We start from the raw sequence: 24,268 nt of genomic DNA on the forward strand, positions 1-24,268 counted from the left end.
CGGTCGGCGACTATAGGTGGGCGGGCGCGGCTTGGCCATGGCCAAATGCGGCCGGTGCGTTGCTGCGGGGTCTTGGCGGCGCGTCAGCGGGGCGCTATCACAAGCGTCCCAGTGCCCAGCACCAGTACCCAAGACCCGTTTCAAAGGCCCGTTCCAAAGGAGTGCCCCATGACCGCAGCCGCAGATCGTATCGTCCGGACCATCGCCAAGGATATCGACGCCCGTGTCGATCAGGTGACGGCTACGGTGGCGTTGCTCGACGGGGGCGATACGGTGCCCTTCGTGGCGCGCTATCGCAAGGAGGCCACTGGCGGGCTCGACGATGCGCAGCTGCGCCAGTTGGCCGAGCGGCTCGACTATCTGCGCGAGCTGGAAAAGCGGCGCGAGGCGATTTTGGGCGAGATCAAATCGCAGGGCAAGCTCAGCGATACGCTGGCGCGGGACATCAACGCGGCCGAGACGAAATCGGCGCTTGAGGATCTCTACCTGCCCTACAAGCCCAAGCGCCGCAGCAAGGCGACGATTGCACGCGAAAACGGGCTCGAGCCGCTGCTCGAGGCTATTTTGGCGGATCGCTCGGCCGTGCCTGAGGTGCTGGCCAAGGGTTACATCAGCGAGGCGGTGCCGAGCGAGAAAGAGGCGCTCACCGGGGCGCGGGACATTCTGATCGAGGGGCTGGCGGAGAATGCCGCGCTCTTGGGGCGGTTGCGCGAGGTGATGCAGGCCGAGGCGCAGATCAACGCAAGGGTCGTGGCGGGCAAGGAAGAGGAAGGCGCGAAGTTTTCCGATTATTTCGCCCATAGCGAGGCCTGGGCCACGATCCCGTCGCACCGGGCGCTGGCGCTGTTGCGGGCCTCGAAAGAGGGGATCGTGACGCTCGATATCGCGCCCGGCGAAGAGGGCCAGGAGCGGCTGGTGGGCATCGTGGCGGCGGCCATCGGCATCGAGGGGCAGGCGCCCGGCGATCTCTGGCTTCGGGCGGCGGCGGATTGGGCGTGGCGGGTCAAGCTCAGCCTCACGATGTTCGTCGATCTCATGGGCGATCTGCGGCAGCGCGCGCATGAGGCGGCGATCCAAGTTTTTGCCCGCAACCTCCGCGATCTGCTGCTGGCGGCGCCGGCGGGGGCCAAGGTGACGCTCGGGCTTGATCCGGGCATTCGCACCGGCTGCAAGATCGCGGTGGTGGATGAGACCGGCAAGCTGGTCGAGACGACGACGATCTATCCGTTCCAGCCGCGCAATGATCTGCGCGGATCAGAGGAGGCGCTGCTCACCCTCATCCAGCGGCATGGCGTGGCGCTGATTGCGATTGGCAATGGCACGGCGAGCCGCGAGTCCGAGCGGCTCGTTTCCGATGTGCTCAAACGCCTGCCCAAGGGCGTGGCGCGGCCCACCCCGGTGGTGGTGTCCGAGGCGGGGGCGTCGGTCTATTCGGCCTCTGAGTTGGCCTCGCAGGAGTTCCCGGATATCGATGTGTCGCTGCGCGGCGCGGTGTCGATTGCGCGGCGGTTGCAGGATCCGCTGGCCGAGCTGGTCAAGATCGAGCCGCAGGCCATCGGCGTCGGCCAGTATCAGCATGACGTGGATCAGCGGCGGCTGGCGCAATCGCTGGCGGCGGTGGTCGAGGATGCGGTGAACGCGGTGGGCGTCGATCTCAACATGGCGTCGGCGCCGCTCTTGTCGCATGTGGCGGGGCTGAGCCCGACGCTGGCGCGGGCCATCGTGGCGCATCGCGACAGTCAGGGGGCGTTTGCCAGCCGCGCCGGGCTGCGCGAGGTGAGCGGGCTTGGCGCCAAGACCTTTGAGCAATGCGCCGGGTTCTTGCGGATCAACGGCGGGGCCGAGCCGCTCGATGCCTCGTCGGTGCACCCCGAGGCCTATGGTGTGGCGCGCAAGATCGTCGCCGCCTGTGGCCGCGACATTCGGGCGATCATGGGCGATAGCGCGGCGCTCAAGGGGTTGCGGGCCGAGCAATTCGTCGACGACAGTTTCGGCCTGCCGACGGTGCGCGATATTCTCGCCGAGCTGGAGAAGCCGGGGCGCGACCCGCGTCCGAGCTTCAAGACCGCGAGCTTTGCCGAGGGGATCGACAGCATCACCGATCTCAAGCCCGGCATGTCGCTCGAGGGGACGGTGACCAATGTGGCGGCCTTTGGGGCGTTTGTGGATATTGGCGTGCATCAGGACGGGCTCGTCCATGTGAGCCAGTTGGCTGATCGTTTCGTCAAGGACCCGCATGAGGTGGTCAAGGCGGGCGATGTGGTGCGGGTGCGGGTGACCGAGATCGACGTGCCGCGCAAGCGGATCGGGCTCAGCATGCGCAAGGAGGGCGGCGCGTCATCCGCGCCCAAGCCCGCGCGCGGCCAAGCCGTTCGGGGGAAGGCGGATCAGGGCAAAGCCGCACAGGGCAAGGCCGTACCGGGGAAACCTGGGCGGCACGGGGGCGGCAAGCCGCCGCGTGGCAAATCGGCCCCCGCTGGCGGGGCGCAGGATCAAGGCGCGCTTGGCTCGGCGCTCGCCGAGGCGATGGCACGGGCCAAGCGCGACGGGTGATCCGTTAGCCCCGGGCCGGTTCGGGTAGCTCGGCGGCGGGCTGGTCGAGGCGGCTCAGCCCCAGCGCCAGCAGCGCGGGCAGCAAGAGGCCGAGGCTCATCGGCAGGGCGCTGCCGGTGCCGCCCAGCGCGACACAGGCCGAGACGGTGAAGGCGATGCCGAACTGCACCGCGCCGAGCAGCGCCGAGCCGATCCCGGCGCCTTGGCGGGCGGCCTCCATCGCCAGCGACATGGCATTGGCCGACAGCAGCCCCACCATGCCGATGGCGAACCAGAGCGGCAGGACATAGACCCAGAGCGTTTCGGTGCCCGAGCTCAGCGTCAGCACCAGCGATATCGCCGCATAGACCGGCAGGCCGAGGCGCAGGAGGCGCGCCGGGCTCGCGCGGTCGAGCAGACGGCGGTTGACCTGACCAAAGAGCATGAGCGCCGTGGCGATCACCGCGAAGAGTAACCCGTATTGGATCGCGCCGAGGCCAAAGGCGCCTTGGAACACGCCGGAGGAGCCGGTGATAAAGGCGAACATGCCGCCCTGCACCAGCCCAGCGATGAGCGCGGGGAGGAGAAACCGGCGCTGACCCAGCAGCGTCGCGGCGGTGGCGATGCCGCTGCGGAAGGGGCGGCGGCTGCGGGCCAAGGGCGGCAGGGTTTCAGGAATGATGGCGAGCGACAGGCCAAGGGCAATGACGCTCACCCCGAGCATGGTGACGAAGATGGCGCGCCAGCCGAAACCCTCGAGCAGGAGGCTGCCCAGCGTGGGCGAGATGATCGGCCCGATGGTGAGCAGCATGACCAGCACGGTCATGACCTTGGCGGCATCGCGGCCCTCGTAGAGGTCGTTGACGATGGCGCGACCCACCACCATGCCGGCAGAGGCGCCGATGGCCTGCAACACGCGGAGCGCGTTGAATGTGGCGATGTCTTCGACCAGCAAGAGACCGATGGTGGTCAGGATAAAGAGCGCGGTGCCCGCGAGCAGCGGCAGCCTGCGCCCCACCCCGTCGATCAGCGGCCCGATGAGCAGCTGGCCAAGGCAGAGCCCCAGAAAGAACAGTGAGAGCGACAGTTCGGTTGCGGCATGGCTGGCGTTCATCGCCTCGGCCAGATCGCCCATGGCGGCGAGATACATATCGGTGGCGAGCGGCGGGAAGAGCGACAAGAGCCCCAGCACCGCAGTGAGCGCGGCGGCATGTTTGGGCGAAAGAACGGTGTGCGGCATGGGGATTCCCTGCGATTCGGAATTATTAGACTGCGGTCTACTTGCAATTAATAGAATGCAGTCCATTATTCAAGAGGCCGCCGTCCTTCAGGCGCGGCAACGGGAGGGATCATGCAGCAGGAAGACCGGACGAGCGGGCGGCCGCGGGATGTATCGGCGGATGCGGCGCTCAAATCCGCGGCGCTTGGGCTGGTGCGGGCGCGCGGCTATGGCAAGGTGTCGATTGCCGCGATCGTGGCGGCGGCGGGGGTGGCGCGGCAGACGCTTTATAATCGCTGGTCGTCAAAGGCCGAGCTGGTGCTCGACGCGGTGTTCGAAGAGGTCGGCCGCTATGCCGCCGCGCCGATTGGCGATGACGGGACAAGCACGGCAGAGCAGCTAGAGGCGTTTTTGATCCAGGTGTTCGCGCATCTGGAAGAGGATGGCGAGACGCTGCGTGCGATCATCGCGGCGGCGCAGGAAGACGCTGATTTCCAACGGCTTTTCCGCGAGCGGTTTGTATTGCCGCGCGAGGCGATGGTGACCGATCTGTTGCGCCGGGCGCAGGCGCGGGGTGAGATCGGGCCAGCGCGCGATCCCGAGATGCTCTCGGCGATGATCCATGGCGCGTTCTGGTATCGGATGCTCAATGGTTTTGCGCTGGATCGGGGGCTGGCGCGGGCGATACGGGACGAGGTTTTTCGACCCTAACCCAGCCTGCACCAGACGCAATCATGGTCCGAGAGGGGGCGGCCGTCGGGGTTGAGGGCGCTGAGAATGCCCTGCTCCACCGGGGTGCAGTCGCGGGTGGCGATCCAGTCGAGCCGCATGGTGCGATCGGGGTGCGGCGTGATCAGGCTGGGGCGCGTGGTTTGACCGGGGGCGGAGCCCTGCCAGCTATAGCCCAGCGCGCAGGCGAGATCGAAAAGCGTCTCTTGGCGCCAGTCGAAATCGGGCGGCATGTGATTGCCGGTGTTGAGATCGCCGCCGATGACGACCGGGCAGCCCCGGGCAAAATAGTCCACCCGTTCAAGCAGTTGCAGGAATTGCACGTGGCGGTATTCGGCGTTGGCGTTGCTTTCGAGATGGGTGGAGACGACGCAGATCGGGCCGGTGGCGGTGTCGATTTCGGCGGCGAGGGCCATGCGGGTGCCGAGGCGGGGTTGGTCGGGATCGAGGTTGAACCAATGGCCCTGATCGTCGAGGCGGAACATGGCGACGCGGGTCAGCGGGGCGGAGGAGAGAATGGCGTTGCCGTGAAAGCCGAGACGGTTGTGATCGTCGGTGCAAAAGCTCCGTTCGGTCGGGCCGCCGAGGCCCATTTCGTAGAATTCCACGCCATAAGCGTACGACATTCCAAGGGCTTGGGCAATCTCGCGGGTGGTGTGCCTCTGACCGGTGCGGGCCATGCCGCAATCCATTTCCGACAGCAGGATCACATCGGGGCCGAGCCGCGCGAGATGTTCGGCGGAGGCCTGCGGGAAGAGGCAGCGTTCGAGATTCCACGCCGCAATCAAAGGTGCGGTATCCAGTCGGTTTTGCGTCGGTATTCCGCCAGTCTCGATTCTCGACATCGCGGGGGTCGCGGCGAGCAGCGCATTGTGGCTCGCAGCATCGCGGGGCGCGGCGAGGATGCGCGCCCGCTGATCGTCGGAGACCGGCGGCAGTTCGGGAATGGTGGCGCGGATCACAGCGCCTGCCCGGTGGTCTTGTCGAAGAGGCGCAGCGCCTCGGGGCGCAGGTTCACACGGGCCGCGCCGGGGCGGGCCTCGACCTCTTTGCCGACATGGAGGGTAAAGGGCTGATCTGCGAGTTGGCCATGCAGCAGACGATGACCGCCGAGCTCTTCGACGATCTGGATGTCAAAGCCGAGCGGGCCTTCGGGGGTGAGCTCGGCATCTTCGGGACGGATGCCGACAGTGACCGGGCCAGAGCCCGACGCGGGCAGAAGCGGCGTGCCGCCGTTGATGCGGACCTGTCCGGCCTCGAACCGCGCGTCGAGCAGGTTCATCGGCGGCGCGCCCATGAAGCTCGCGACAAAGGTGGAGGCCGGGTTGTGGTAGATCTCGGACGGGGTGCCGATCTGTTCGATGCGGCCCGCGTTCAGCACGATGATCTTGTCGGCCATGGTCATCGCCTCGACCTGATCATGGGTGACATAGACCGAGGTCACGCCAAGGCGGCGTTGCAGCGCCTTGATCTCGATCCGCATCTGATGGCGCAGCTTGGCGTCGAGATTGGAGAGCGGTTCGTCGAAGAGAAAGAGCGACGGGTCGCGGACCACGGCACGGCCCATGGCGACGCGCTGACGCTGGCCGCCGGAGAGCTGCGAGGGTTTGCGGTCGAGATAGTCGGTGAGGTTGAGCATCTCGGCGGCTTCGCGGACCTTGGCAGCGATCACATCGGCAGGGGTTTTGCGGTTCTTGAGCCCGTAGCCGATGTTGCGGCGCACCGTCATATGCGGGTAGAGCGCGTAGTTCTGGAACACCATGGCGATGTCGCGGTCGGCGGGATCGACATGGTTCACGACGCGGTCGCCGATGCGCAGCTCGCCCTCGGTGATGTCCTCGAGACCGGCGATCATCCGGAGCAATGTGGATTTGCCACAGCCCGAGGGGCCGACGAGCACCAGAAATTCGCCATCGGCGATGTCGAAACTGGTCTGTTGCACCGCCTCGACGCCGTTCGGGTAGATCTTGCGGATGTTGTTGAGTGAGACCTGAGCCATCTGCCTGTCCTTATTTGTCCGATTCCGTGAGGCCCTTGACGAACCAGCTTTGGAAAAAGATCACCACCGCCACCGGCGGCAGGATCGCAATCAGCGCCAGCATGTTGGCGCGGCCATATTCGGGGATGTTGGTGCCTTCGAGATCCTGGGTCAGCTGCTTGATGCCGCGCACCAGCGTGTACATGCCTTCCTCGGTGGTGATCATCGTGGGCCAGAGATATTGGTTCCAGCCGAAGACGAACATGATGATGAACATCGCGGCGATCATCGTCTGGCTCAGCGGGACGAGCACGTCGATGAAGAAGCGCACCGGCCCGGCCCCGTCGATGCGCGCCGCCTCGACCAGCTCTTCCGGAACCGAGCGAAAGAACTGGCGGAAGAAGAAGGTGGCCGTCGCGGAGGCGATGAGCGGCAGGATGAGGCCGGTGTAGCTGTTCAGGAGGTTGAGCTTTTGCGCGATCTCGTAGGAGGGCAGGATGCGCACCTCGAGCGGCAGCAGAAGCGTGGTGAAGATGAGCCAGAAGGCGAGCGTCGCAAAGCGCATCCGGAAATAGACCAGCGCATAGGCGGCCATCATGCCGATGACGATCTTGCCCAGCGCAAAGCCGAGGCCGAGGATGGTCGAGTTGATCAACATCGACAGCCCGGTGTTCTGGCCGGAAAAGCCCGAGGCCTTGAACATGGCGGCGCGGAAATTGTCGTCGAGCTGATCGCCGATGGCCAGTTGCGGGCCGTATTTGATCGTTTCGAGATCGGTGGTGGTGGTGGTTTGCAGCATCACCAGCAGCGGGATCAGCAGGAAGAGCGACCCGGCGATGAGCACCGCGTGATCGGCCACCACGGACCAGCGGATGCGGCGCGCGGCGGGGGTATAGGGGATATCGGTCATCGCGCGGTCCTCAGGTGTAATGGATGCGACGTTCGATCAGCCGGAACTGAAAGATGGTGAGCGCCAGAACGAGCAGCATCAGGATCACCGACTGGGCCGAGCTGCCGCCCATGTCATTGCCGCGGAAGCCGTCGACATAGACCTTGTAGACCAGGGTCATCGGGTTGTTGCCCGGCTCGCCTTTGACCATCGTGTCGATGACGCCGAACGTGTCGAACAGCGCGTAGGTGATGTTGATGATCAGCAGGAAGAAGCCGGTGGGCGCGAGGAGCGGGAAGGTCACATCCCAGAACCGGCCGCGCGCCGAGCGGTTGTCGATCAGCGCCGCCTCGCGCACCGGTTTGGGGATGGATTGCAGGCCGGAGAGGAAGAAGATGAAATTCACCGGCACCTGTTTCCAGACCGCGACGAGGACCATGGCGGTGGCGGTGTCGTTGAAATTCACCCCGAGCTTGAAATCCCAGCCGATGGCGCGGGCGGCTTCGGTCAGCGGTCCCCAGCTCTGGTTGAACATGATGAGCCCGATGAAGCCCGCCACCGGGGGTGCCACAGCATAGACCCACATCAACAGGGTGCGGTAGGATTTCGCGCCGCGAATGATGTTGTCGGCCTTGACCGCCAAGAGCAGCGCGAGGGCCAGCGAAAAGAAGGTGACCAGCAGGGTGAAGATCAGGGTGAACCGGGCCACTTTGAGATATTCGGAGCTGCCGGCCAGATCGGCGTAATTGTCGACGCCGACATAGGTCGCGCCAAAGCCGAAGGGATCCGCGAGGTAGAAGGAGGAGTGCACCGCGTGGGCGGCGGGCCAGTAGAAGAAGATGGCGATGATCGACAGCTGCGGCAGGAGCAGCAGGATCGGCAACCAGCGTGTGGTGAAACCTGCGCGTTTCATGGGGCCTCCGGGACGTGGAGGACGGCCGCAGGGGCTGCGACCGTCCAAGGCGTTGGGTGAGTGGTGATCAGCTTTGCGTCTTGGAGAAGCGGGCCAGCAGGGCGTTGGCCTCTTTCTCGATCGTGGCGAAAGCGTCTTCGACTGAGGTTTCACCGGTCAGGATGCGGCCATATTCGCGGTTCATCACGTCACGGATCTGCACGTAGAAGCCCATGCGATAGCCTTTGGTATGTTCGCCCGCCGGCAGCGACAGCTGTTTGATGCCGGTCTCGGCCGCCGGGAAGCGGTCGTAATGGCCGTCGGCCTTGGCCAGCTCATAGGCGGCTTCGGTGATCGGCACATAGCCGGTTTCGCGGTGCCAGAAATACTGGGTCTCGGCTTTGGTGAGGAATTCGAAGAAGGCGGCAGTGGCCTTGTTTTCTTCGGCCTCGTGACCGGCCATGGCAAAGAGCGACGCGCCACCGATGAAGGTCTGTTTCGGTTCCTTGGTCACCGCTTCCCAATAGGGCAGGTAGGTGGCGGAGAATTCGAACGGCAGGTCTTTCTTGGCGAGGCCGCCGAAAGAGCCCGAGGAGCCGAGCCAGATCGCGACCTTGCCCTCTTCGAACGGGGTCTGGTTGTCGCCCCAGCCGGTGCCGAACCATTCGAAATAGCCCTTGTCCTGCCAGTCGGTGACGGCGGTGAAATGGGCCTTGATCGCGTCGTTGTTGACGAGGATCTCGGTGCCGTCCGAGCCGGTGTAGCCATTGTCATTGGTGGCGAAGGGCAGGTTGTGACGGCTGTGGAAATTCTCGGTGAAGATCCAGGGCAGGTGCGATTGCGACAGCGCGACATAGCCCGCGTCCTTGAGCGCCGGGGCGGTCACGGTCTGGAACTCTTCCCAGGTCTTGGGGGCCTCGACACCGGCCTTTTCCAGCGCGTCGACGTTGAAATACATGACCGGCGAGGAAGAGTTGAACGGCATGCCGATCATCTTGCCATCGGCGTCGGCGTAGAAGTAGCGCACGCCCGAGATGTAGTCTTCGATGTTGAAGGCGACGCCATTGTCGGTGAGCAGATCCTGCACCGGGACGGTCGCGCCCTGGGCGCCGATCACGGTGGCGGCGCCGGCGTCGAAGACCTGCAGCACGTTGGGCTGTTCGCCGGCGCGGAAGGCGGCGATGCCGGCGGTCAGGGCCTCTTCATAGGTGCCTTTGAAGACGGGGGTGATCTTGTACTCGTCCTGCGAGGCGTTGAAGTCCTCGGCGATCTGGTTGACGGTTTCCCCCAGCGCGCCGCCCATGGCGTGCCACCAGCTGATTTCCACCTCGGCGGCGGCGGTGTTGGCGATCAGGGCAAAGGCCGTGGAGGCCGCGCCGATATACAGGTTTTTCATCTCTATGCTCCGGTTCGTTGAGCGCCCCAACGGGCCAAGGGGCAAAAGCCCCACGAAAATTTCGATGCGCCGGGCAGCCCGGACACAGGATGTGCAGCGAGTGTGCACACGTGTTCACATACGGGCGTTTCATGACAGGGAGATGAAGGATTTAGGAATTTCCCACCAAAGAGTTTGCGCAATCACTGGCGCGGCTGAATAAGGGCTACGCGCCAGCGTATGTCATGGACATCTGCCGAACAGTGGACGGGTTGCGCCTTCTTGAGACGAACTGCATCAACGCGGCCGGATTCTACGCGGCCGATCTGCTCAAGCTCGCCACGGCGATCGACGGCATGTCGGTGACCTGACGCCACGAGGGTACAGGCCGACGTCCGGCCTTGGTCAGCACAGGTTTGTGTTTTGCTTTCTTGACAAAATCCCCGGGGACAGCGGACTGATTGGCTATGACGGGTGAAAAGAAGAGTTTGGGCCAGAGGCCACGGCGGGTGACCGCCCAGACGGTGGCCGAGCAGGCCGGTGTGTCGCGTTCGGCGGTGTCGCGGGCCTTTACCAAAGGGGCCTATCTCGACGCGGAAAAGCGGCGCAGAATCCTCTCTGTTGCGGCGGAAATCGGCTATCAGCCCAATGCGCTGGCGGCGGGGCTCAAGGGCGGAAATTCGCATCTGGTGGCGATTTTCGCGGGCGATCTGCGCAACCCCTATGACACAGCTTTTGTGAGCCAGCTTGTCGGGTCGCTCAACGCGATCCAGAAATGGCCGCTGCTGATTGATGGCAATGGCGCACGGGCGGCGCAGGCGCTCGAAGAGGTGCTGCGCTATCCGCTCGATGCGCTGATCCTGCGCGGCGGCAGCCTGTCGGGCGAGATCGTCGAGCAATGCGCGCGCTATGGGATTCCGATGATTTCCTCGGGCCGACCGCTGAGCGCGCCCGGGGTCGATACGGTCTGTTGCCGCAATGATCAGGGCGCGCGGATGGGCGCCGAGCTTCTCATCTCAGGCGGGCGGCGGCGCATCGGGTTTCTGGGCGGGCCGTCCGAGCTCTATTCCTCTTGCGAGCGGCGGGCCGGGGTGATGGCGGCGCTGGAGGCGGCGGGTCTTCGGCCGGTGGCCGAGGCCGTGGGAGATTACACGGTGGATGGCGGCCATGCGGCGGCGCGGGCGCTGTTGCAGGGGGCGGGCGAGATTGACGCGCTCATCTGTGGCAATGACGCGATGGCCATCGGGGCGCTGTCGGCGGCGCGGGAGATCGGGCGGGCGGTGCCCGGCGATCTGGCGGTGATCGGGTTCGACGATATCGACATGGCGCGCTGGACCTGTTTCGACCTCACAACCGTGCGCAACCCGATCGACGCGGCGGTGCGCGAGATCCTGCGCCTTCTGGAGGCGCGGCTCGGCGATCCGGGCAAGGCGGATGAGACGGTGTTTGTCGATCCGGTGGTGAAGCCGCGCGGCACCCATTGAGGCGCGGGCCCAAGGCTCAGCTTCGGCGCAGGCAGGCGGGCAGGAAGTCAATCACCGGGCCGACAGGTTGATAGGGGGCGAAGCGCGCGACATAGGCGGTGCCGCCGACATCGGTGACGCGCATGACGATGTCGCGGGCAGTGGCGACCTTGTTGAGGAACCAGACCGAGGACCAATCGTGATTGGCGTTCTGCATCCGCGGATTGAGCAGGGTCGCGAATTTATAGAGCCCCCCTGCCCCGCCGAGATCGACGAGATGATCGCGGTAGCCTGCCGCCCGTTCCCAGACTAAGCGGTGCACATCCTTGTCGTCGATGCGCATTTCGACCAGCGACAGCGCCACCTTGGTGGTGCTGGTGTCGTTGCGGAAGGAAATGTCGGGATTGTGCAGCACGGCGCGGAGCTGACCCTTGTCGCAGAAGAAATTGATCGCGAGATTGGCGCGCGGTTCGACGGATGTCGCGCGGATGATGATGCTGTTGTTCGATTTTTTGGTGATCGGATCGGTGGCGGAATTGAAGATCCAGCTCTTGTTGCTCGGGCGCGGGGTCGGGGTGGGTTTTTTCTTGTCAGATCCGGTCGGGGCCGTCGCGGTCAGGGTGAAGGCGATGCTGTGTTTGGCGGGCAGGTAGTGGGCCGCGATCAGCGCCTGTTCGAGGTCGGCATCATTGCGGAAGACCGGCGCCTGGCCGTCATCGAAATCGAGCTTCAACAGATGGGTGCGCGCGGCGATGGCCTGAGCCTCTTTGGGGGTCCAGAGCGTCAGGCTCCGTTTGTTGAGAATGATCAAACGGTAGTCATCGCCGCGCAGGGGCGCGATGAAGTTGATCATGTAGAAGGTCTGACGCTTGCCGGTGGTCTTGTCCTTTTTGCCTTGGCTCTCGATCACGGCGGCGAGCACGCCGGGGGCCTTGGGCGAGGTCTCGAAGCGCAGCGGCGAGATCTCGACGGATTTGCCGGTGCGGATCTCATAGCCTCGGCCGGCGCGGCGCAGGCTTGAGAGGGTGAAATAGGGTTCGAAATCGTCCAGATCGAAGACGGAGTCGGCGCTGCGTGTCACCTGCGGGTAGCGCCAGCTTGTCGGCAGGTCGGGGCGGGCCTCTTGCAGCGACAGTCGCTCATAGGAGAACCCGCCGGGAAAGCAGCCCGGAAGCCAGAGGATGAGGAGAAGGAAAACAGTCCAGGGAAACCGGGAAAAGAACGTCATGGGGCCCTCCTGCGGGAAGGTGCGAAATAAGATTAGCCTATCATGATTCGGTATTTCCCCAAAATTCCATGCGGCTTGGCGCGCAGGCGCACAGCTGGGCCGGTGGCGGCCCGGCGCGAAAATCGGGCCCCTGCGGTCATCGCGGTTGACGGGGGGGCAAAAATCGGGTGTCACTGCGGCGTCGGTTTTCGATGGAAACTAATAGGGAATCCGCGGCGTCCAGCAGGGCGTCAACCGGAACTGCCCCCGCAACTGTAGGCGGCGAGCTGCATCTTCAGAACCACTGGGCCGAGGTCTGGGAAGGGAAGATGACGCCATGAGCCGTGAGTCAGGAGACCTGCCGACGCATAACCTGAAACCGGGCGGGGTGGCCCGGGGCGGGGGTTTGGCGTGGTCTCGAGGCCCGGTGCGCGGCACCAGGCAGGGACCACCGGCAGATGCCCTTTCCTGCTCCTCCTGTGTCCGGCAAGACCGAGGAGTCTAGCTATGAAGAACTACCTGATTGCGCCCGGGGTGCTGGCGCTTGGGATGGGCAGCGCGGTGATGGCCGAGGCCGAAACCCGCTATCCGCTTACCATCGAGAATTGCGGGCACGAGCTGCGCTTTGATGCGGCGCCGGCGCGCACGGTCACGGTGGGGCAATCGACCACCGAGATCCTCTATCTGCTCGGGCTGGGCGAGACGGTGCAGGGCACTTCGGTCTGGTTCAACCCGGTGCTGCCGGAGTTCGAAAGCCTGAACGCCGGGATCGAGCGGCTGGCCGACAATGACCCGAGTTTCGAGAGCATCGTCAACAAGCGGCCCGAGCTGGTGACCGTCATGTATGAATGGCATATCGGTCAGGAAGGCATCGTCGGCACGCGCGAGATGTTCCATGAGGTTGGCGTGCCGACCTATGTGATGCCCACCGATTGCGAGAGCAAGGACAACCTTGTCGGCGGCGATGGCACGCGGTCCGAGCTGTTCGCGACAGAGCAGCTCTATAAGGGGATCGCGCAGTTGGCGGAGATCTATGACGTCGGGGCGCGCGGGGCCGAGCTGGTGGCCGAGCTGCAGGCGGCGGAGGCCGAGGCGGTGGCCAAGGCGGAGGCGCTCGACCTGCCCGAGGGGGTGTCGGGGCTGTTTTGGTTCTCGTCGGCGGATCTCGACATCGATCCCTATGTGGCGGGGCGGAAGGGCGTGCCGGCCTATATGATGGACAAGCTCGGGGTCGAGAATGTGGTGACCTCGGATGAGGAATGGCCGACCGTCGGCTGGGAGACGCTGGCCAAGGCCGATCCGACCTTTATCGTGATCGCCGAGATGGACCGCCGCCGGTTTCCCGCCGATGACGTGGAGAAGAAGCGTGAGTTTCTGACCACCGACCCGGTGGCGCGCGAGATGACGGCGGTGAAGGAAGGCCGGATCATCACCATCGACGCCCATGCGATGAGCCCGACGGTGCGGGCCATTCATGTGCTGGGCACGATTGCCGAGGCGCTGGCGGGTTACGATCTGCAATGAGCCAGGCCGTCGCCATGCCCCGGCATCGGTCGGCCCTGCATTGGGCGGTGCTTGCGCTGCCCGTGCTGCTGATCGCGCTGATGCTCGGCACGGCGCTGGGCGAGACGCGCATTCCGTTTGACGTGGTGCTCAAGGTGCTGGCCAACAAGCTCTTTGGGGCGGGCTATGCGGTGGACCGGATCGACACGGGGATCGTGTGGAATTACCGGCTGGCGCGGGCCTTGGTGGCGGCGTGCTGTGGCGCGGGGCTGGCGCTGGCGGGGGTGGTGCTGCAGGCGCTGCTGCGCAATGCGCTGGCCGATCCCTACCTTCTGGGCATTTCGGCGGGGGCCTCGACCGGCGCTGTGGCGGTGACGGTGGTGGGCCTTGGCGGCGGGGCGATTTCAATGTCGGCGGGGGCCTTTACCGGGGCGCTCTTGGCGTTTGGATTTGTCGCGGCGCTGGCGCATCTGGCGGGCGGCGGCACCGGGCTTCGCGCCGCTGGGGTGATCGTGCTGGCGGGCATTGCGGGCTCGCAGCTTTTCAATGCGATCACCGCCTTTCTCATCGCGAAATCGGCCAATGCGGAACAGGCGCGGGGCATCATGTTCTGGCTCTTGGGAAACCTCAGCGGGGTGCGCTGGATCGATGTGACGAGCGTGGTGCCGGCCACGGTCATTGGCGTGGCGGTTTGTCTCGCGCATGTGCGCACGCTCGATGCGTTCACCTTTGGCGCGGACAGCGCCGCGTCGCTTGGCATTTCGGTGCGGCGGGCGCAGGTGGTTCTCATTGGGGTGGCGGCGCTGGTGACGGCGGTGATCGTGTCGATCGTCGGCTCGATCGGCTTTGTCGGGCTGGTGATCCCGCATGCGATGCGGATGCTCGTTGGCACGCGGCACGGGCAGCTTGTCCCGGCCTCGGCGCTGGCGGGGGCGGTGTTTCTCATTGCGGCGGATGTGATTTCGCGGGTGATCATCCCCGGGCAGGTTCTGCCCATCGGGGTGGTGACGGCGCTGGTCGGCGCGCCGGTCTTTGCGCTCATCCTGATCGGGCGGAGGGGGGCGGCATGACGCTGGCGTGTGACAATCTCGGCTGGTCGGTCAAGGGCACGCAGATCGTCGAGGGGGTGAGCCTTGCCGCCGCGCCGGGCGAGATGCTCGGGCTGATCGGGCCGAACGGGTCGGGCAAATCGACGTTGTTGCGGATGCTGGCGGGGCTGACCCAGCCGAGCGCGGGTCAGGTCACGCTCAAGGGGCGGCCGATGGCCGGGATGCGGCGGCGCGAGATTGCGCAGAGCCTTGCCCTTGTCGAGCAATATGCCGAAGCGGGCGAGCGTATTCGGGTGCGCAACGCGGTCGAGCTTGGCCGGACGCCGTTTCTGTCGGCGCTGCGACGCTGGGGTGACGAGGATGACCGCATCGTGTCAGAGGCGCTGCGCGCCGTTGATCTCGTCGGGTTTGACGCGCGGCATTGGCACACGCTGTCGGGCGGCGAGCGGCAGCGGGTGCAGATCGCGCGGGCGCTGGCGCAGGAGCCCGATGTGTTGCTGCTCGATGAGCCGACGAACCATCTCGATATTCAGCATCAGCTCGATATTCTGCATCTGGTGCGGGACTTGCCGGTGACCTCGGTGATCGCGCTGCATGATCTCAATCAGGCGCTGTTTTGTGACCGGCTCTGCGTGATGCAGGGCGGGCGGATGGTCGAGATCGGGCCGCCGTCGGAGGTGCTCACCGACCGGCTGTTGCGGCAGAATTTCGGGGTCTGCGGGCATTTTCTCACCGATCCGACGGATGGCAGCCCGGTGATCCGGTTTCATATGGCGCATCGATAGGAGGCCGGTGTCATGCGGTTTATCACAAGTCTTGTGCTGATGCTCTGGCCCGCGCTGGGCTGGGCCGAGGTGCATGAGGTTCGGATGCTCAACCGCAATGAGAGCGGTGCGATGGTCTATGAGCCATCCGTGCTGCGCGTGGCGCCGGGCGACAGCGTGCGGTTTGTCGCGGCCTCGTCAGGGCATAATGCGGCGAGCATTGACGGCATGCTGCCCGAGGGGGCCGTGCCGTTCAAAGGTGGGATCAATGAAGAGATCACGCTGACGCTGAGCGCGCCGGGGGTCTATGGGGTGAAATGCACGCCGCATTTCGCCATGGGGATGGTGATGCTCATCGTGGTGGGGGACGGCCCGCTTGCGGGAGAGGCGCTGCCCGAGGGGCTGCCCCGACGGGCGGAGGCGCGGCTTCGCGACTATATCGAAGCCGCGCAGTAGCGCGGCCTGCGTTCAGAAATCGAGATTGGCGTAATGGGCGGGGGGCGGAAAGCCCGGCACCTGATCGGCGAGGATGCGGCGGAAGGCCGGGCGCGATTTGATCTTGGCGTACCAATCCTTGACCGTGTCGCTACGGTTCCAATCCACGTCCGAGATGTAATCGAGCGAGGAGAGATGCGCGGCGGCGGCAAAATCGGCCAGAGTCATCACATCGCCCGCCAGCCAGCGGCGGTGATCGAGCAGCCAGGCCATATAGTCGAGGTGGAACTTGATCGCCTTGGCGCCTGCCTTGACGTTTGAGCTGTCGGGAAAGCCCTTGCCCATCACCTTCTTGTTGACCCGCTCGTAGAGCAGTTTCGAGGTCACCTCGTGGTGGAACTTGTCATCGAACCAGGTGACGATGCGGCGCACCTCGTGGCGGGCCTCGGCGCTCTTGGGCATGAGCGCGGGTTCGGGGTATTTCTCTTCGAGATATTCGCAGATCGCGGCGCTCTCGGTCAGGGTGCGGCCGTCGATGCGCAGGATCGGCACCTTGCCCGCCGGGTTGCGGCGCAGGAAATCCGGGCTCGGCTCCCAATAGCGTTCCTCGGCCAGTTCGCAGTCGATCTTTTTCTCCGCGAGGCTGAGACGGACCTTGCGACAGAAGGGGGACAGGGGAACGTGATAGAGCTTGGCCATTTGGGACGCTTGTTCTTGATGTCAGGTGTTTGTTCTCAATGCCTGTTTATGCGGGTCAATTCAATCCTCGAAACAGGCGGCACGGCCGTCCCGGCGGATGGTGGCCGCCCCGTCCATGATGCTTGCGGCGCGTTTGCGCAGGCGCGGGGTGGGGTTGCGGGCCGAGCGGTCCTTGGGGGCGGGAAGGACGGCGGCGAGGCGGGCGGCCTGGGTTGCGCTGAGCTTGGCAGCGCTCACGCCAAAGTAATGCTGGGCCGCGGCCTCGACGCCGAAGACGCCTTCGTCGAATTCGGCGATGTTGAGATAGACCTCGACGATGCGGCGTTTCGGCCAGGCGGCCTCGAGCATCGGGGTGATGACCGCCTCGAGCGCTTTGCGCAGGTAGGAGCGGCCATGCCAGAGATAGACGTTCTTGACGGTCTGCTGGCTCAGCGTCGAGGCGCCGCGGGCCTGACCGCTTTCGACGACCTGGCGGATGGCCTTCATGTCAAAGCCCCAATGGGTGCAGAAATTGGCATCCTCAGCGGCGACGACAGAGCGGGCCATGACCGGCGCGATGCGGGACATGGGCACCCAGTCCTGCCGGATGTGGCCGAGACGGTGGCGTTCTTGTTTCATGTAGAGCGTGGCGCCCGGATCGAGGAAGCGATGGGCGACCAGCACGCCGCTCGTAACCAGCACCGAGACGAGAAGGAACCACAGCACCCAACGCCGCAGCCAGCGGCGCAGGCGCGTCAGCCGGGGCGTGCGGGATGCGCCACGCGATCGGGATTTGGCTCGGGTCGGTTTCGCCATGTTGCCTCGGGTCATGGGTCCGTCTGATGCGGACTTTGCCAGAGGGTAGCGCGAAAATGCGCGCGGGTCGAGAAGCGTGCCGGAAAATGAGCTCCGGCACGCCCCGGTATCATGCTGCGGTTATTCCGCCGCGACCTGTTCGCTCAGCGGCTCGACGCGGACGGCCGAGAATTTGAACTCGGGGATCTTGCCATAGGGGTCGATGGCCGCGTTGGTCAGGATGTTCGCCGCCGCTTCGACATAGGCGAAGGGCAGGAATACCATATCGGGCGAGACCGCGCGGTCGGCGCGGGCCATGGTGACGATGCTGCCGCGTTTGGTGGTCAGGCGGATCATACCACCCGGTTCGATCCCGAGCTTGCGCAGGGTCGAGGGGTGCAGCGAGCAGTTGGCCTCGGGCTCGACCGCGTCGAGCACGCGGGCGCGGCGGGTCATCGAGCCGGTGTGCCAATGTTCGAGCTGGCGGCCAGTGGTCAGGATCATCGGGAATTCGGCGTCGGGCGTGTCATCGGGGGCGATGACGCTCGCCGGGGTGAACTTGGCCCGGCCCTCGGGGCGCGGGAAGCCATCGCCGAAGACCACTGCCTGACCCGGATCTTCGGGGCTCAGCGACGGGTAGGTCACGGCGGTCTTTTCCAGACGCTCCCAGGTGATGTTGTTGAGCGAGGCCATGTTGATCGCCATTTCGGCAAAGACTTCGCGGGGATGGGTGTAGCGCCAGTCGAGACCGCAGCGCTTGGCCAGTTCGACCTCGATCCACCAGTCTTCGCGCGCTTCGCCCGGGGGCGTCACGGCGGGGCGGACCATCTGCACCTGACGGTTGGTGTTGGAGACGGTGCCGGTCTTCTCGTAGAGCGCCGAGGCGGGCAGGATCACATCGGCGTAGTTGGCCGTTTCGGTGATGAAGATGTCCTGCACCACGAGGTGATCGAGCTTGGCCAGCGCGTCGCGGGCGTGTTCGACATCGGGGTCGGACATGGCCGGGTTTTCGCCGAGGATATACATGGCCTTGATGTCGCCATCATGGACCGCATCCATGATCTCGGTGACGGTGAGGCCCTTTTCATTCGAGAAATCCTCGGATTTCCAGACTTCGGTGAAGGCCGAGCGCACGCCGTCGTCGGTCACGCTTTGATAGTCGGGGAGGAACATCGGGATGAGGCCTGCGTCCGACGCGCCCTGGACGTTGTTCTGCCCGCGCAGCGGGTGCAGGCCGGTGCCGGGGCGGCCGACATGGCCGCACATCAGCGCGAGGCTGATCAGGCAGCGCGAATTGTCGGTGCCGTGGATGTGCTGGCTCACCCCCATGCCCCAGAAGATCATGCCGGATTTGGCGGTGGCGAAATCGCGGGCCACGGCGCGCAGGGTCTCGGCGGGGATGCCGCAGAGGTCTTCCATTTTCTCGGGCGCGAAATCCTTGAGATGGGCCTTTTCGGCTTCCCAGTTCTCGGTGTAGGCGTCGATATATTGCTGATCGTAGAGGCCTTCTTCGACGATCGTGTGCATGATCGCGTTGAGCATGGCGACATCCGCGCCGGGGCGGAATTGCAGCATATGGGTCGCGAAGCGGCGCAGGCCGACGCCGCGCGGATCCATCACGATGAGCTTGCCGCCGCGCTTGGTGAATTGCTTGAAATAGGTGGCGGCGACGGGGTGGTTTTCGATCGGGTTGGCCCCGATGACGATGGCGACATCGGCGTTTTCGATCTCGTTGAACGTGGCGGTCACGCCGCCCGAGCCCACGTTTTCGATCAGCGCGAAGACCGACGAGGCGTGGCAAAGCCGGGTGCAATGGTCGACGTTGTTGTGACCAAAGCCCTGGCGGATGAATTTCTGGAAGAGATAGGCCTCTTCATTGGTGCATTTGGCCGAGCCAAAGCCGGCAACTTCGCGGCCGCGGCCCTTGAGCCCGTCGGCGGCGAGATCGAGCGCCTCGTCCCAGCTCGCTTCGCGGAAGAATTCCTGCCAATTGTCCGGGTTCACGTTGAGCCCCTTTTCGGGGGCGTCGTCGCGGCGGATCAGCGGCTTGGTCACGCGGTGCTGGTGGTGGATATAGTCATAGCCAAAGCGGCCCTTGACGCAGAGCCGGCCTTCGTTGGCGGGGCCGTTGATGCCCTCGACATATTTGACGCGGTTGTCCTTGACCTTGATCGAGATCTGGCAGCCGACGCCGCAGAAGGCGCAGACGCTTTCGACTTCGCTGTCGTAATCGGCGCTGTCGCCGACCTGGGCCTCGTTGACCACCGAGGACGGCATCAGCGCGCCGGTCGGGCAGGCCTGGACGCATTCGCCGCAGGCGACGCAGGTCGAGGCGCCCATCGGGTCGGCCATGTCGAAGGTCGGATAGGCGTCATGGCCGCGACCGGCCATGCCGATCACGTCATTGACCTGCACTTCGCGGCAGGCACGGACGCAGAGACCGCATTGAATGCAGGCGTCGAGATTGACGCTCATCGCGACATGGCTGTCGTCGAGCAGCGGGATGCGGCCCTCTTCGAGCTTGGGGAAGCGGCTTTGGCTGACGCCCTGCATCTCGGCCATGTCCCAGAGGTGGCTCGATTTGTCATGGGCGGCGTCGCGCGGCGGCTGATCCGCCACGAGCATTTCGACCACCATCTTGCGCGCGGTTTCGGCGCGGGCGGTGTCGGTCTTGACCACCATGCCATCGGCGGGTTCGCGGATGCAGGAGGCGGCAAGGGTCCGTTCGCCTTCGATCTCGACCATGCAGGCCCGGCAATTGCCATCGGGGCGATAGCCCGGCGCGGGCTTGTGACACAGATGGGGAATGACGAGACCCCGCCCGTTGGCCACTTCCCAGATGGTCATGCCTTTTTCGGCCGTGACTTGTTCGCCGTCGAGGGTAAAGGTGATGGTGTCGGACATGCTTGGGTCTCCTTGCTCACGGGAGTGTAGACCACGGCGCTGTTTTTCGGAGTCGGCCAATCACGACATCTATGCAGATTTTTACGCCATATGGACCGCCCGTGTTTCCCATTGGCAACGGCGTTTCCCGGTGCCGTCGGATTGTCATTCCGGCCTCTCGCGCCTAGTGTCGGGCCGAAAAACACGGGCAAGAGCAGGACAGGCAGCATGGCCGATATCATTCTGGTGCGCCACGGGCAGGCCAATACCCATGCGCAGGACGAGGCGAGCTATGATCAGCTCTCGGAGCTGGGACGTCAGCAGGCGCAATGGCTTGGCCTGCATCTGCGGGACACGGGCGCGCGGTTCGATCATGTGGTCACCGGCACGCTGTCGCGGCAGGTCGAGACGGCGCGCGAGATGGGCTATGCGCCCGAGCGGACCGATCCGCGTCTCAACGAGCTCACCTATTTCGATCTGGCACAGGCGGTGGAGATGCAGTTCGGCCTGCCCGCGCCGAATTCTGCCGCCGAGTTCGCCCACTATATGCCGCAGGTGGTGGCCTATTGGGCCGAAGATCAGCTCTCGGGGATTCCCGAGAGCTTTGGCAGTTTCGAGGCGCGGGTGACCCATCTGCTCGAAGAGCTGGCGTCGCGCGGCGGCACCAGCCTCGTGGTGACCTCGGGCGGGGTGATCGGCATGGCGCTGCGCCATGTGCTCGGGCTCGGCACCGCCGCGATGGCCGATGTGATGCTTCACACGATGAACAGCTCGGTCCATCACTTGCGTTTCATTCACGGTCGGCTGATGCTGGCCGGGTTCAACGCGACGCCGCATCTCGATCAGCCCGAGCGCCGCGAGGCGCGCACTTTTATCTAAGGATAGTCTGCTATGCTGAAACTCTATTACGCCCCCGGCACCATCGCCACCGCCTCGGTCATGTGTCTGCGCGAAACCGGCCTCGAGCATGAGCTTGTGGCGCTCGATTTCACCCAATCGGCGCAGATGACGCCCGAATATCAGCGGATCAACCCCAAGGGGCGGGTGCCGGCGCTCGATCTGGGCGGGGAAATCCTCACCGAGACCGGTGCGATCCTCGAGTATCTGGCGGCGCTGGCCCCCGAAAAGGGGCTTGTGCCCGGGGACCCGCTCAAGGCCGCGCGGATGCGGGAGGTGATGTTCTATCTCGCCTCGACCATGCATGTGAACCACGCCCATAAGCGGCGCGGCCATCGCTGGGCGGACAAGGAGGAAAGCCGCGCCGATATGTCGGCCAAGGTGCCGCAGACGATGACCGAGAGCGCGCGCTATATGGAAGAGAATGTGATCACCGGGCCCTATCTCTTTGGCGATGAGCTCTGCGTGGCGGATTTCTATTTCTACGCGATTTGCAATTGGCTCGAAGGGGATCGGGTCGATGTGAGCCAGTTTCCCAAGATCGGCGCGTTCCGGCAGGCGATGCGCGAACTGGCGAGCGTCGCGGCCACACATGACGACAATATTCTCTAAGCTTCCAAAAGGGTTGGCGTGATGACACATCTCTGGGTTCGGGCTGAGCAACGCCCCAATGAATGCCGCGTTGGCCTGACGCCCGAGGGGGCGGCAGCGCTGCGCGCGGCGGGGATGCGCGTCACCGTCGAGGAAAGTGCGACGCGGGCCATTGGCATCGAGGGCTATCGCGCGGCGGGCTGCGAGATTGCGGCGGAGGGCAGCTGGCCCGAGGCGCCGCAGGAGGCGATCATCTTTGGGCTCAAGGAGCTACCGGAGGACGGCACGCCCCTGCCCCATCGCCATATCATGTTTGGCCATGCCTATAAGGGGCAGCATTCGGGGCGGGCGCTTCTCGACCGGTTCAAGGCCGGGGGCGGGACGCTCTATGATCTCGAGTATCTGGTGGATGAGACGGGCCGCCGGGTTGCGGCGTTCGGCTATTGGGCGGGCTATGCCGGGGCGGCGGTGTCGGCACTGGCCTATGCGGCGCAGGCGGGCGGCGGAATTTGTCCCGCGGTTACCGGCTGGACGGATAAATCGGCGCTTTTGTCGGATGTGGGCGCGGCGCTGGAGGCGGCGGGCGAGTTGCCCACTGCGTTGGTGATCGGCGCTTTGGGCCGGGTCGGCAGCGGGGCGGCCGATCTGTGCGAGGCGTTGGGCATCGAGGTGACACGCTGGGACATGGCCGAGACGGCGCATGGCGGGCCCTTTCCCGAGATCCTCGACCATGGGATTTTCATCAACGCGATCTTTGCCCGGCCCGGCACGCCGGTCTTCGTCGGCCCCGAAGAGGCGGCTGCGGCTCGGACGCTGCGGGTGATCGGCGATGTGGCCTGCGATCCGGACAGCGATTACAATCCGGTGCCTCTTTACTCAGAGGCGACAAGCTGGGCCGCGCCGGTGGTGCGGGTGGCCGAGGCGCCGAGCCTCGACATCATGGCCATCGACAATTTGCCGTCGCTCCTGCCGCGCGAAAGCTCGGAGGATTATGCCGCCCAGCTCTTGCCGGTGCTGCGCGATCTGGGGGCGATCGACCAGGGCGTCTGGGCCCGGGCCGAGGCCACATTCCGCAAATATCTCTGAGGCTTAGCGGGTCGGAATCGAGACCCGGAAATGGATGGTTTCAAGGCCGGGGTTGTCGCTATAGAGCCCGGCGTTCGACCGGTGGTCAAAGCCCAAGCCCATGCGCAGCCCGTTGCGGGCCTGATAGCCCACCTCGATGCCGGAGCGGAATTCGATGGGCCCGCCGAGATCGACGCCGTCGCCCTTGGCATAGAGCCCGGTCATGGCGTGCAGCTGGATATAGGCGCGGCGGTCGAAATAGGGTTGGGTCCAGGCGTGGCCCGCACCGACCCAGAATTCACCGTCATTGCTGATCGAGGCGCCGTAGATGTTTTGAAACGGGCCAAAGGCCAGTTTCGTGTCGCGGCGGAAATAGAGCTCTTCGCCCTGGTGGGCCTCTTGGAAATAAGTTTCACCGATGGAGACGCTGGTATAGCCGGGCACTTCGTTGCGGGCGAGACAGCCTTCGTTCGGGCAATGGTTGGCGCCCATGTCGATCAGACCAAAGATCAGGCCGATGACGGCAAAGGTTCCGTCTGAAATTCCCACGATATCCGACACGGCGTAGCTCCTCTATCCAAACCCCTGCACAATTGATGTCGCATGCGGGCCCGCATGTCCAGCGATGGGGGCGAGCCATTTGGAACTGTTGCCGGATTGGGCGGCTCTCGCGGGTTAGCGCGAGGAACAGACGGAGGCGACGACCCAGCAATCGCCGGAATTGCGCTTGCTGCATTCGGCAATGGCGCGGGATTTTGCGCCCGCTTCGTTGTCAAAGCCCCAGGAGACGCCGGTCTGATTGATGCTCTTGGTGCCTTTGGCACGGGCCAGGGCGCCACAGCTGTTTTCGAGCCACAGGGCAATCGTGCAGTTTCTGCCGCCCTGCGCCTTGCAGTTTTTGAGCGCGACGGCTTCGGCCTCGCCCCGTGTGGAATATCCCCAGGACCGGCCCCATTTGTCCGATTTCACACTATAGGCGATGGCGCCGATTTGCTGTGCCGCAAGCGGCGTTGTCAGCAGCGCGAACGCCGCGGCCAAGGTGATGATTTTCATGGTCTTGCCTCCCCAATTCCTCCGCGCGTCCTCTTAATTGAGGGTCTGCGCGAAATTATCTTCGGGAGCGATGTGCGTTTTTGCAAGATATTATTGCCTTGCGGCAATTCTTGCGCATGTCTGAGCGGTTTTGGATAGCGTCCCTACCCCCCAAACGCCGAAAGCCCCGCGGATTGCGGGGCTTTTTCGGTGTATTTTGGTTGCGGGAGTAGGATTTGAACCTACGACCTTCAGGTTATGAGCCTGACGAGCTACCGGGCTGCTCCATCCC

General features: G+C 64.7%; 22 protein-coding genes, 1 pseudogene and 1 riboswitch. Of the genes and pseudogenes, 11 read left to right on the top strand and 12 right to left on the bottom strand.

The genetic code is table 11. The features are described from left to right. Positions 1 to 168: 168 nt before the first annotated feature. Positions 169 to 2,553: a Tex family protein gene (locus tag WA237_RS17780; RefSeq protein WP_336099263.1), complete on the top strand. Its 2,385-nt coding sequence runs from the start codon at positions 169 to 171 to the stop codon at positions 2,551 to 2,553. 4 nt (positions 2,554 to 2,557) lie between these two features. On the opposite strand, the gene WA237_RS17785 is transcribed toward WA237_RS17780, so the two are convergent. Further along, positions 2,558 to 3,772: a multidrug effflux MFS transporter gene (locus WA237_RS17785; protein ID WP_336099266.1), complete on the bottom strand. Its 1,215-nt coding sequence runs from the start codon at positions 3,770 to 3,772 to the stop codon at positions 2,558 to 2,560. A 111-nt stretch (positions 3,773 to 3,883) separates the two neighbouring features. Here WA237_RS17785 and WA237_RS17790 point away from each other — a divergent pair, with 111 nt between their 5' ends. Beyond that, complete coding sequence (locus tag WA237_RS17790; protein ID WP_336099267.1) at positions 3,884 to 4,462, top strand: TetR-like C-terminal domain-containing protein; 579 nt, start codon at positions 3,884 to 3,886, stop codon at positions 4,460 to 4,462. Here the strand turns inward: WA237_RS17790 and WA237_RS17795 are convergent. The 5 genes from WA237_RS17795 to WA237_RS17815 form a co-directional block, all read right to left on the bottom strand. Then, positions 4,459 to 5,442: an endonuclease/exonuclease/phosphatase family protein gene (locus WA237_RS17795; protein WP_336099269.1), complete on the bottom strand. Its 984-nt coding sequence runs from the start codon at positions 5,440 to 5,442 to the stop codon at positions 4,459 to 4,461. The two genes, WA237_RS17790 and WA237_RS17795, sit on opposite strands and share 4 nt — an antisense overlap. Then, positions 5,439 to 6,479, bottom strand: a complete 1,041-nt coding sequence (locus tag WA237_RS17800; protein ID WP_009813579.1) for an ABC transporter ATP-binding protein — start codon at positions 6,477 to 6,479, stop codon at positions 5,439 to 5,441. Before WA237_RS17800 ends, WA237_RS17795 begins: the two co-directional genes overlap by 4 nt. Positions 6,480 to 6,489: 10 nt before the next feature. Next, complete coding sequence (locus tag WA237_RS17805; protein WP_336099273.1) at positions 6,490 to 7,368, bottom strand: ABC transporter permease subunit; 879 nt, start codon at positions 7,366 to 7,368, stop codon at positions 6,490 to 6,492. A 10-nt stretch (positions 7,369 to 7,378) separates the two neighbouring features. Further along, a complete protein-coding gene (locus tag WA237_RS17810; protein ID WP_009813577.1) occupies positions 7,379 to 8,260 on the bottom strand; it encodes an ABC transporter permease subunit in 882 nt (293 codons plus the stop codon). Between the two features lie 67 nt (positions 8,261 to 8,327). Further along, positions 8,328 to 9,635, bottom strand: a complete 1,308-nt coding sequence (locus tag WA237_RS17815; RefSeq protein WP_216016026.1) for an extracellular solute-binding protein — start codon at positions 9,633 to 9,635, stop codon at positions 8,328 to 8,330. A gap of 176 nt (positions 9,636 to 9,811) precedes the next feature. On the opposite strand from WA237_RS17815, the pseudogene WA237_RS17820 reads away from it, so the two are divergent. Beyond that, a pseudogene (locus tag WA237_RS17820) lies at positions 9,812 to 9,985 on the top strand (ATP-grasp domain-containing protein); the annotation flags it as partial. A 138-nt stretch (positions 9,986 to 10,123) separates the two neighbouring features. After that, on the top strand, positions 10,124 to 11,098 hold the full coding sequence (locus WA237_RS17825) for a LacI family DNA-binding transcriptional regulator (RefSeq protein WP_336099275.1): 975 nt from the start codon (positions 10,124 to 10,126) through the stop codon (positions 11,096 to 11,098). Positions 11,099 to 11,114: 16 nt separating this feature from the next. Here the strand turns inward: WA237_RS17825 and WA237_RS17830 are convergent, their stop codons facing one another. After that, positions 11,115 to 12,305 (bottom strand): hypothetical protein, encoded by a 1,191-nt coding sequence (locus WA237_RS17830; protein ID WP_336099278.1) that lies wholly within the window; start codon positions 12,303 to 12,305, stop codon positions 11,115 to 11,117. Between the two features lie 165 nt (positions 12,306 to 12,470). Beyond that, a riboswitch (cobalamin riboswitch) is annotated at positions 12,471 to 12,664 on the top strand. Positions 12,665 to 12,791: 127 nt separating this feature from the next. Here WA237_RS17830 and WA237_RS17835 point away from each other — a divergent pair. Genes WA237_RS17835 through WA237_RS17850 form a run of 4 tightly spaced genes read left to right on the top strand, consistent with a single transcriptional unit; the run spans position 12,792 to position 16,056 of the window. Continuing rightward, positions 12,792 to 13,808: an ABC transporter substrate-binding protein gene (locus WA237_RS17835; RefSeq protein ID WP_336099280.1), complete on the top strand. Its 1,017-nt coding sequence runs from the start codon at positions 12,792 to 12,794 to the stop codon at positions 13,806 to 13,808. Beyond that, entirely contained in the window at positions 13,805 to 14,857 is a 1,053-nt protein-coding gene (locus tag WA237_RS17840; protein WP_336099282.1) for a FecCD family ABC transporter permease, read from the top strand. The genes WA237_RS17835 and WA237_RS17840 overlap by 4 nt, the downstream gene beginning before the upstream one ends. Beyond that, entirely contained in the window at positions 14,854 to 15,621 is a 768-nt protein-coding gene (locus WA237_RS17845; RefSeq protein WP_009813570.1) for an ABC transporter ATP-binding protein, read from the top strand. The genes WA237_RS17840 and WA237_RS17845 overlap by 4 nt, the downstream gene beginning before the upstream one ends. Before the next feature lie 12 nt (positions 15,622 to 15,633). Beyond that, entirely contained in the window at positions 15,634 to 16,056 is a 423-nt protein-coding gene (locus tag WA237_RS17850) for a pseudoazurin (protein WP_336099284.1), read from the top strand. Positions 16,057 to 16,068: 12 nt separating this feature from the next. Here the strand turns inward: WA237_RS17850 and fzlA are convergent, their stop codons facing one another. The 3 genes from fzlA to fdhF form a co-directional block, all read right to left on the bottom strand. After that, entirely contained in the window at positions 16,069 to 16,734 is a 666-nt protein-coding gene (gene fzlA, locus WA237_RS17855; RefSeq protein ID WP_009813568.1) for an FtsZ-binding protein FzlA, read from the bottom strand. A 60-nt stretch (positions 16,735 to 16,794) separates the two neighbouring features. Continuing rightward, positions 16,795 to 17,544 carry a monofunctional biosynthetic peptidoglycan transglycosylase gene (gene mtgA / locus WA237_RS17860; protein ID WP_336099286.1) on the bottom strand — a complete coding sequence of 250 codons (750 nt, stop codon included), beginning with the start codon at positions 17,542 to 17,544 and terminating at the stop codon, positions 16,795 to 16,797. 105 nt (positions 17,545 to 17,649) lie between these two features. After that, positions 17,650 to 20,412, bottom strand: a complete 2,763-nt coding sequence (fdhF, locus tag WA237_RS17865; protein WP_336099287.1) for a formate dehydrogenase subunit alpha — start codon at positions 20,410 to 20,412, stop codon at positions 17,650 to 17,652. Positions 20,413 to 20,619: 207 nt separating this feature from the next. Between fdhF and WA237_RS17870 the strand changes: the two genes are divergently transcribed. Genes WA237_RS17870 through WA237_RS17880 form a run of 3 tightly spaced genes read left to right on the top strand, consistent with a single transcriptional unit; the run spans position 20,620 to position 22,965 of the window. Further along, the gene (locus tag WA237_RS17870; RefSeq protein ID WP_336099289.1) at positions 20,620 to 21,270 is read left to right on the top strand and encodes a histidine phosphatase family protein; all 651 of its coding nucleotides are present in this window, start codon (positions 20,620 to 20,622) and stop codon (positions 21,268 to 21,270) included. 12 nt (positions 21,271 to 21,282) lie between these two features. Continuing rightward, entirely contained in the window at positions 21,283 to 21,900 is a 618-nt protein-coding gene (locus WA237_RS17875) for a glutathione S-transferase family protein (protein ID WP_442970283.1), read from the top strand. 21 nt (positions 21,901 to 21,921) lie between these two features. Continuing rightward, positions 21,922 to 22,965, top strand: a complete 1,044-nt coding sequence (locus WA237_RS17880) for a saccharopine dehydrogenase (RefSeq protein WP_336099291.1) — start codon at positions 21,922 to 21,924, stop codon at positions 22,963 to 22,965. Between the two features lie 3 nt (positions 22,966 to 22,968). On the opposite strand, the gene WA237_RS17885 is transcribed toward WA237_RS17880, so the two are convergent. Beyond that, on the bottom strand, positions 22,969 to 23,505 hold the full coding sequence (locus WA237_RS17885; RefSeq protein WP_009813562.1) for an acyloxyacyl hydrolase: 537 nt from the start codon (positions 23,503 to 23,505) through the stop codon (positions 22,969 to 22,971). A gap of 114 nt (positions 23,506 to 23,619) precedes the next feature. Then, a complete protein-coding gene (locus tag WA237_RS17890) occupies positions 23,620 to 23,997 on the bottom strand; it encodes a DUF4189 domain-containing protein (RefSeq protein WP_336099293.1) in 378 nt (125 codons plus the stop codon). Between the last annotated feature and the right edge of the window lie 271 nt (positions 23,998 to 24,268).

This window comes from Roseovarius sp. CH_XMU1461 (genome assembly GCF_037027165.1).
Classification (GTDB): domain Bacteria; phylum Pseudomonadota; class Alphaproteobacteria; order Rhodobacterales; family Rhodobacteraceae; genus Roseovarius; species Roseovarius nubinhibens.